Raw genomic sequence first — 6,769 nt, 5'->3', positions numbered from 1 at the left:
CGGGAGTACGGATTGTGATGGAAATCGGCTGATTTTCGTCAGGAACCGTACGCTCGCGGGACGGGGACGACGCGCTCGCGAGACGGGGACAGCGCGAGCGCCCCGGCGCCCAAGTCCCTACACCGAGTCGAGGCGCTTCTTCTCCGCCTCGACATCGAAATCCGGTGGCGGCCAGGACATGTTGAGCCGCTTCAACGTCTCGATGAGCAGTTCGGTGACGGCCAACCGGCTGTACCACTTCTTGTCGCACGGGATGATGTGCCACGGTGCGTAGTCAGTCGAGGTCCGGTCCAGCATCGCCTGATAGGCCTGCTGGTACAGCGGCCACTTCTGGCGTTCGTCGATGTCACCGGGGTTGTATTTCCAGTACTTGTCCGGCCGCTCCAGCCGCGACGCCAGCCGCCGCTTCTGCTCGTCGAGCGAGACGAACATCGCGACCTTCACGATCGCCATCCCGCCGTCGACGAGTTCGCGTTCGAACGCGTTGATCTCGTCGTAGCGCGGCTCCCACACCTCGCGGGGCACCAGGTTGTGCACCCGCACGATCAGTACGTCCTCGTAGTGCGAGCGGTCGAACACGCCGATGTGCCCCGCGGCGGGCAGCGCCTTGCGAATCCGCCACAGGTAGTGGTGGGACAGCTCCTCGGGGGTGGGCTTGCCGAAGCTCTTGTAGTCGATCCCCTGCGGATTCGCTCCGCCGACAACGTGTTTGACGATGCCGCCCTTGCCCGCGGTGTCCATGCCCTGCAGCACCAGCAGCACCGAGCGGTGGTCACCTGCGCGGCTGTTGGCGTAGAGCATCTCCTGAAGCTCGGCGAAGCGCACGTTGCGCTCCTCCTGCAGTGTCGGCGCGTCGGACTTGTCGCCGCGGAAGCCGGGGGTGGCGTCGGGGTCGATGTCGGCGACTCGGTCGCCGGGGCGGAACATCAGATGTGCGTGGGGCTCGTGCGACCACAGCGAGGGCAGGTCTTCCGGGTCGTTGGAGTCGTCCGCGTCGTTCATGCCCCTAGTCAAGCAGCCGGGCGGGTAGAACCGGGGGAGGATGCGGAGCCTGCCGGAAACTCTCCAGCGACCCGCCGACCTCGACGATTCCGCGCAACGCGCTCCACGACAGCATGGTCAGGTAGTCGATCAGCTCATCGGCACTCATCCGGGGATTCGACATCCACGAGTGGGTGGCCAGCTGCACGCCCCCGACGATGTGGAACGCCCACGGCTCGGCGCCGCCGGTGTCCATTCCGACCGACACCATTCGGCGTCGCAGCATCACCGCGAGCATGCGCGCGATGATCTGCTCGGAGTCGGCGACGGCCTTGCTCTTGCTGGCCGAGTTGTTGGCCATCACGAACCGGTAGGGCTCGGGCTCGGCGGCCACGGTCTCGACATACACCCGGATGATCTCTCGGGTGAGGTCGTAGCCGTCGAGGTTCGACGACAACGCGGCGGCCATGTTGGGGATCAGCGTGGTCTGCGCGAAGCGCATCATCACCGCGGTGGTGAGGTCGTTCTTGTCGACGAAGTAGCGGTAGAGCACGGTCTTGGACACCCCGATCTCGGCGGCGATCTCGTCCATGCTGACATTGCTGCCGAGGCGGCGGATGGCCTCCAGCGTGCCGTCGACGAGTTCGTTGCGGCGCTCGACCTTGTGCTTGTGCCAGCGTCGCTTTCGGCCATCGGTTTTGACCGCCACCGGCGGGTGTTGTTGTGCCACGTTCGCGGTGATCCGTTCCCCTTTAGTCCTCGTCAATAGTACGGGGACGCCTCGCAGCGGGCTCCCGGGAGAGGGGCGCCTCCCCCGGGTAGTTGCCGGGGTAGCGGATCATGGAGGGGTGGCACACCGACCCGAGGGTGGCCGACCGGCGGCGACGTCCGTCTCCGCCGGTCCGCGACCCAGTTTTGCCGAGGCGCTCACGGGCGTGGATTCCGCGGCGGACGCCGAACGCAGGCGCGCCCTGCGGCGGATGAAGATCGTCGCGCTGAGCTTCCTGCTCGGTGCCGCGGTGATCTTTCTGCTCTGCTCGTGGCTGCAGTCGCGTGGCGACGCGGGCCCGTGGGTCGGGTACGTGCGGGCCGCCGCGGAGGCGGGCATGGTCGGTGCGCTCGCGGACTGGTTCGCGGTGACGGCGCTGTTCAAGCATCCGCTGGGCATCCCCATCCCGCACACCGCCATCATCAAGCGCAAGAAAGACCAGCTGGGCGAGGGGCTCGGCACGTTCGTGCGGGAGAACTTCCTGTCGGCCGACAACGTCGAGACGAAGCTGCGCAGCGCCGACGTCGCGAGCCGGACCGGCAAGTGGCTCGCCGAGCCGGTCAACGCCGACCGGGTGGCCGCCGAGGCCTCGACGGTGCTGCGGGCACTGGTGGAGATGTTGCGCGACGAGGACGTCCAACAGGTGCTCGACCGGATGATCGTCAAGCGGATCGCCGAGCCGCAGTGGGGACCTCCGATCGGACGGGTGCTGTCCTCACTGTTGGAGGAGGGCCGCCAGGAGGCTCTGCTGCAGCTGCTCGCCGACCGGGCGTTCCAGTGGACGCTGAATGCCGATGAGGTCATCGAGCGGGTGATCGAGCGCGACTCTCCGACCTGGTCGCCGCGATGGGTGGACCACCTGGTCGGCGACCGCATCCACCGTGAGCTGATGGACTTCACCGACAAGGTGCGTCGCAACCCCGACCACGAGCTGCGCCGGTCGGCGACGAAGTTCCTGTTCGAGTTCGCCGACGACCTGCAGAACGACGCGGTGACGATCCAGAAGGCCGAGAACGTCAAGGAACAGATCATGGGTCGCGACGAGGTGGCTCGCGCCGCCGAGACGGCCTGGAGCACCGCCAAGCGGCTGATCCTGGAATCGGTGGACGACCCGTCCTCGGCGTTGCGGGTGCGGATCGCCGACACCGTGGTGCGGATCGGGGAATCGCTGCGCGACGACGCCGACCTGCGGGTCAAGGTGGACAACTGGATCGTGCGCGGGGCCCAGCATCTGGTGTCGGAGTACGGGGCGGAGATCACGACGATCATCACCGACACGATCGAGCGGTGGGACGCCGACGAAGCCTCCCGGCGCATCGAGTTGCATGTCGGACGTGACCTGCAGTTCATCCGGATCAACGGCACCGTGGTGGGCTCGCTGGCCGGCTTGGTGATCTACACCGTCGCGCACTTGTTGTTCTGACCTGCGCTAACTAGTGCTTGCAAAAGTTAGCACTCCGTCGTACGGTAGATGGTGTCGATATCGGTTACCCATCGCAACGAGGAGGCACGCATGCCGCAGGACGAAAATCTTGCCGCTGTCGTGTCCAGCGCTGCGCAGGACATCGGCAGCTTCATCCGCAGCCAGCGCGAGGCCGCGCAGGTGTCTGTACGGCAGCTGGCCGAGAAGGCCGGCGTCAGCAATCCCTACCTCAGCCAGATCGAACGGGGATTGCGCAAGCCTTCTGCGGACGTCTTGAACCAGATCGCCAAGGCGCTGCGGGTATCGGCTGAGGTGCTCTACATCCAGGCCGGAATCCTCGAGCCGAGCGAGACGAACGAGGTACGCGACGCGATCGTCACCGACACGGCGATCAACGAGCGGCAGAAGCAGGCGCTGCTCGACATCTACACGTCGTTCTGCGCGCAGAACGAGGCCGCTCTGACCGAGGCGGCAGTGGGGATGGCCTTCGGCGAAGCCGAGAAGTCGGACACCTTCGGCGAAGCCGAAAAGTCGGAAACCGTCAGCGAAGCAGACGAGGAGCCGAGTACTGAACACGAGGGCCCTCTGGAAATCCCGCAGATCGCATCAACTCATTCGCAATCCTGACCCGAAAGGAAACCACCATGGCTGAGAAGTCCCAGAACCAGTTCGACATCGACGATCTGAAGGCCCCGCTGCTGGCCGCGGTCGGTGCCGCCGACCTGGCGCTCGAGCGTGTCAACGAGATCGTCGCCGCGCTGCGTGAGCGTGCCGGCGAGGCCCGCACCGACGCCGAGACCCGCGTCGAGGACAGCCGCGCCCGCATCACCCGCCTCCAGGAAGAGCTGCCGTCGCAGTTCGACGACATCCGCGAGCGGCTGAGCTCGGAGGAACTGCGCAAGTTCGCCGACAGCTACGCCGAGGCCGCGCAGACCACCTACTCCAAGCTGATCGAGCGTGGCGAGGCCGCGCTGGAGCGCCTGCGCAGCCAGCCGGGCCTGGAGGAAGCCGCGAGCCGGGTCGAGGGTTACACCGACCAGGCCGTCGAGCTCACCCAGGAAGCGCTGGGCAACGTGGCCACCCAGACCCGCGCCGTGGGTGAGCGCGCCGCCAAGCTGGTGGGCGTCGAGCTGCCCAAGAAGGCCGAGGACGCCGCCGAGCCGGTGAAGAAGACCGCCGAGAAGGCTCCGGCCAAGAAGGCCCCCGCCAAGAAGGCCCCCGCGAAGAAGGCTCCGGCCAAGAAGGCCCCGGCCAAGAAGGTCACCCAGAAGTAAACGACGGAAGTCGACCGGAGGGCGTAACCCGCATAGGCTGTAAAGCGTGATGCTCCAAGGCCTCGTGGGTTACGTCCTCCTCGCGTTGCAGATCGCGGTGCTCGTCGCGGTCGTCTATGCGTTCGTGCACGCCGCGATGCAGCGTCCCGACGCCTACCCCGCGGTCGACAAGCTGACCAAGCCGGTGTGGCTGGTGATCCTCGGCGTTGCCGGGCTGCTCGTGCTCGTGTTCGGCACCAGCGTGTTGGGCATGGTGATCGGATCGGTTGCCGCGGGCATCTACCTGGTCGACGTCCGGCCCAAACTGCTGGAGATCCAAGGGAAGTCGCGGTAGTGCGGCTCGCCCGGCTCGCCGCGGTCGCCATCGCGGGCGGCGTCATGTCCGGCATGCTGTCCGGTATTTCCGCGCCGATCGCCGCGGCGTCACCGCTGGGTGCTCCCGCCGTCGACCACGTCGAATGGGCCAAGTGGGGTGACCTGTCCAGCCTGCGCGTCTACCCGACGCCGGCCGGTCGGGATGCCTCGGCCCGGCCGGGAGCGTCGGCGCAGGCCGGCCAGGTGTGGAACGAGGTACTCGCGCTGGCTCCGGACGCCGACATTCCCGGCATGTACGAGCAGTTCGCCTGCCACTGGCAGTTCGCCGAACTCTTCGAGCCCGGCAAGGTCAGCTGGAACCTCGAGCCGTGGCGCCCGGAGGTGAGCTACCAGGACATGGTGGCGGCCGGGTGTAATCCGGGCGGCACCGAAGAACCCTTCTGACATGGGCTACACCCGCGCACAGGTCGCTGCGCTGATCGACCACACCCTGCTCAAGCCCGAGGCCACCGAGGCCGACGTCGTCGCGCTGCTCACCGAGGCGGCCGACCTCGGCGTCTACGCGGTGTGCGTGTCCCCGCCGATGGTGTCGGCCGCGGCCCAGGTTCCCGGCGGACCCGTCGTCGCCGCGGTGGCCGGGTTCCCGTCGGGCAAGCACCTGCCGGGGATCAAGGCCGAGGAGGCGGCCCACGCCGTCGCCGACGGTGCCCGCGAGGTCGACATGGTGATCGACGTCGGCGCCGCGTGCAGCGGTGAACTCGACGTGGTGCGCGCCGAGGTCGCCGCGGTCCGCAGCGCCGTACCGCAGGCGGTGCTGAAGGTGATCGTCGAGTCGGCGGTCCTGCTGGAATGCGGCGGTGAGCCGCTGCTCGCCGACATCTGCCGGGTCTGCGAGGACGCCGGCGCCGACTTCGTGAAGACCTCCACCGGGTTCCATCCCAGCGGCGGAGCGAGCGTGCGGGCGGTGGAGGTGATGGCCGGCGTCGTCGGCGGCCGCCTCGGGGTCAAGGCTTCCGGAGGGATCCGCACAGCGCAGACCGCGATCGAGATGCTCGACGCGGGCGCCACCCGGCTGGGGTTGTCCGCCAGTCGAGCCGTGCTCGACGGCCTGGGCTGAGACCCGCTCGGAGGGCGGAGAAAGCGGGACCCGCTCGGAGGCCCGAGAAACGAGACCCGCTCAGAGGCCGGAGAAGCACGGGTCGTCGGTCTGCTTCGGGATCGAGGCGTTCTGCGTGGAGAACCGGCTGATCACACCGCTGTCGGTGACCTGCACCGAGTCCGCTCGGATGTTCATCGGATAGTCCTGGGTGAGCCGTGAGGTGAACGCGTCCAGCGCGGGCTGCACCGCCTCGCGCGGCAGCGTGAACCCGAGCCCCGTCACGTTCTCCACCTGCAGTGAGATGCCGCCGTCGACGACCTCCGGGCGGGCGGTGATGCTGCCCAGCGCGCCCTCCAGCTCGATGGTGCCGGCCCCGGCGTTCGTCGTCACCCCGGTGACGAAGCTGCCGACCAGCGGGATCGCGCCCTGGATCGTCTGCTTGATGCCCTCGGCGCTCCACGTGATGTTCGCGACCAGCGAGCCGATGGACCCGCTCGAGGTCGCCGAGTCCTCCAGACGGACGTCGTTGATGTCGAGGTCGACCTTCATGCCCTGGGCGTCCCGGATCTGGTTGCCCGCCGTCTCGATCCGGATGTTCGTGTAGTGCCCCGACGCGTGCTGCAGCAGGAACGGCGGCAGCACCCCGAACGNNCCTGGACGACACATTCGACGACTCCGGCGACCACCGAGTCGGCCCTGTGCCGCGCATACAGTTCGCCACCGAGCAGACCCGCGAACACCAGCGCCAGCACGATCACCACGACCAGCGCCAGAGACAGCGGGTCGCTGAAGATCTTCTTGAAGCGGGCCTGCACCGAAGAATCCTCCTCGGGGGGAGCAGTGGACGTCGGCGCCGGGCCGTGACCCGAATAGGCGGGGTCGTAGCCCGGATGGGGTGGGCCGGGCGG

Annotated in this window: 8 protein-coding genes and 1 pseudogene; 6 read left to right on the top strand and 3 right to left on the bottom strand. The window is 67.8% G+C overall.

Annotation, left to right across the window (positions count from 1 at the left end):
- Positions 1–117: 117 nt before the first annotated feature.
- Positions 118–1,002: a polyphosphate kinase 2 family protein gene (locus J3476_RS27610; protein WP_207069438.1), complete on the bottom strand. Its 885-nt coding sequence runs from the start codon at positions 1,000–1,002 to the stop codon at positions 118–120.
- 4 nt (positions 1,003–1,006) lie between these two features.
- Positions 1,007–1,711: a TetR/AcrR family transcriptional regulator gene (locus J3476_RS27605; protein ID WP_207069437.1), complete on the bottom strand. Its 705-nt coding sequence runs from the start codon at positions 1,709–1,711 to the stop codon at positions 1,007–1,009.
- A 118-nt stretch (positions 1,712–1,829) separates the two neighbouring features.
- Here J3476_RS27605 and J3476_RS27600 point away from each other — a divergent pair, with 118 nt between their 5' ends.
- The 6 genes from J3476_RS27600 to deoC all read left to right on the top strand — a co-directional run bounded on the left by J3476_RS27600 (position 1,830) and on the right by deoC (position 5,879).
- Positions 1,830–3,173 (top strand): DUF445 domain-containing protein, encoded by a 1,344-nt coding sequence (locus tag J3476_RS27600; RefSeq protein ID WP_207069436.1) that lies wholly within the window; start codon positions 1,830–1,832, stop codon positions 3,171–3,173.
- Between the two features lie 90 nt (positions 3,174–3,263).
- Positions 3,264–3,800, top strand: coding sequence for a helix-turn-helix domain-containing protein (locus J3476_RS27595; protein WP_207069435.1), 537 nt, complete (start codon positions 3,264–3,266; stop codon positions 3,798–3,800).
- A gap of 17 nt (positions 3,801–3,817) precedes the next feature.
- On the top strand, positions 3,818–4,447 hold the full coding sequence (locus J3476_RS27590) for a heparin-binding hemagglutinin (RefSeq protein ID WP_207069434.1): 630 nt from the start codon (positions 3,818–3,820) through the stop codon (positions 4,445–4,447).
- Positions 4,448–4,496: 49 nt separating this feature from the next.
- The gene (locus J3476_RS27585; RefSeq protein ID WP_207069439.1) at positions 4,497–4,781 is read left to right on the top strand and encodes a DUF2516 family protein; all 285 of its coding nucleotides are present in this window, start codon (positions 4,497–4,499) and stop codon (positions 4,779–4,781) included.
- Positions 4,782–4,825: 44 nt separating this feature from the next.
- Entirely contained in the window at positions 4,826–5,206 is a 381-nt protein-coding gene (locus J3476_RS27580; protein ID WP_207069440.1) for a DUF2599 domain-containing protein, read from the top strand.
- A 1-nt stretch (position 5,207) separates the two neighbouring features.
- Positions 5,208–5,879: a deoxyribose-phosphate aldolase gene (gene deoC / locus J3476_RS27575; protein ID WP_152515357.1), complete on the top strand. Its 672-nt coding sequence runs from the start codon at positions 5,208–5,210 to the stop codon at positions 5,877–5,879.
- A 60-nt stretch (positions 5,880–5,939) separates the two neighbouring features.
- Here deoC and J3476_RS27570 read toward each other — a convergent pair.
- Positions 5,940–6,769: pseudogene (locus tag J3476_RS27570) on the bottom strand (DUF2993 domain-containing protein); the annotation flags it as partial.

The sequence above is a fragment of the Mycobacterium sp. PO1 genome (assembly GCF_017312405.1).
GTDB lineage: Bacteria > Actinomycetota > Actinomycetes > Mycobacteriales > Mycobacteriaceae > Mycobacterium.
This window is presented reverse-complemented; position numbering and strand designations above follow the sequence as displayed.

What these genes read in the sequence shown, in the direction of transcription:
- deoC (WP_152515357.1), top strand. Translation starts at nt 5,208, where the DNA reads ATGGGCTACACCCGCGCACAGGTCGCTGCGCTGATCGACCACACCCTG.
- J3476_RS27610 (WP_207069438.1), bottom strand. Translation starts at nt 1,002, where the DNA reads ATGAACGACGCGGACGACTCCAACGACCCGGAAGACCTGCCCTCGCTG.
- J3476_RS27590 (WP_207069434.1), top strand. Translation starts at nt 3,818, where the DNA reads ATGGCTGAGAAGTCCCAGAACCAGTTCGACATCGACGATCTGAAGGCC.
- J3476_RS27580 (WP_207069440.1), top strand. Translation starts at nt 4,826, where the DNA reads ATGTCCGGCATGCTGTCCGGTATTTCCGCGCCGATCGCCGCGGCGTCA.
- J3476_RS27585 (WP_207069439.1), top strand. Translation starts at nt 4,497, where the DNA reads ATGCTCCAAGGCCTCGTGGGTTACGTCCTCCTCGCGTTGCAGATCGCG.
- J3476_RS27595 (WP_207069435.1), top strand. Translation starts at nt 3,264, where the DNA reads ATGCCGCAGGACGAAAATCTTGCCGCTGTCGTGTCCAGCGCTGCGCAG.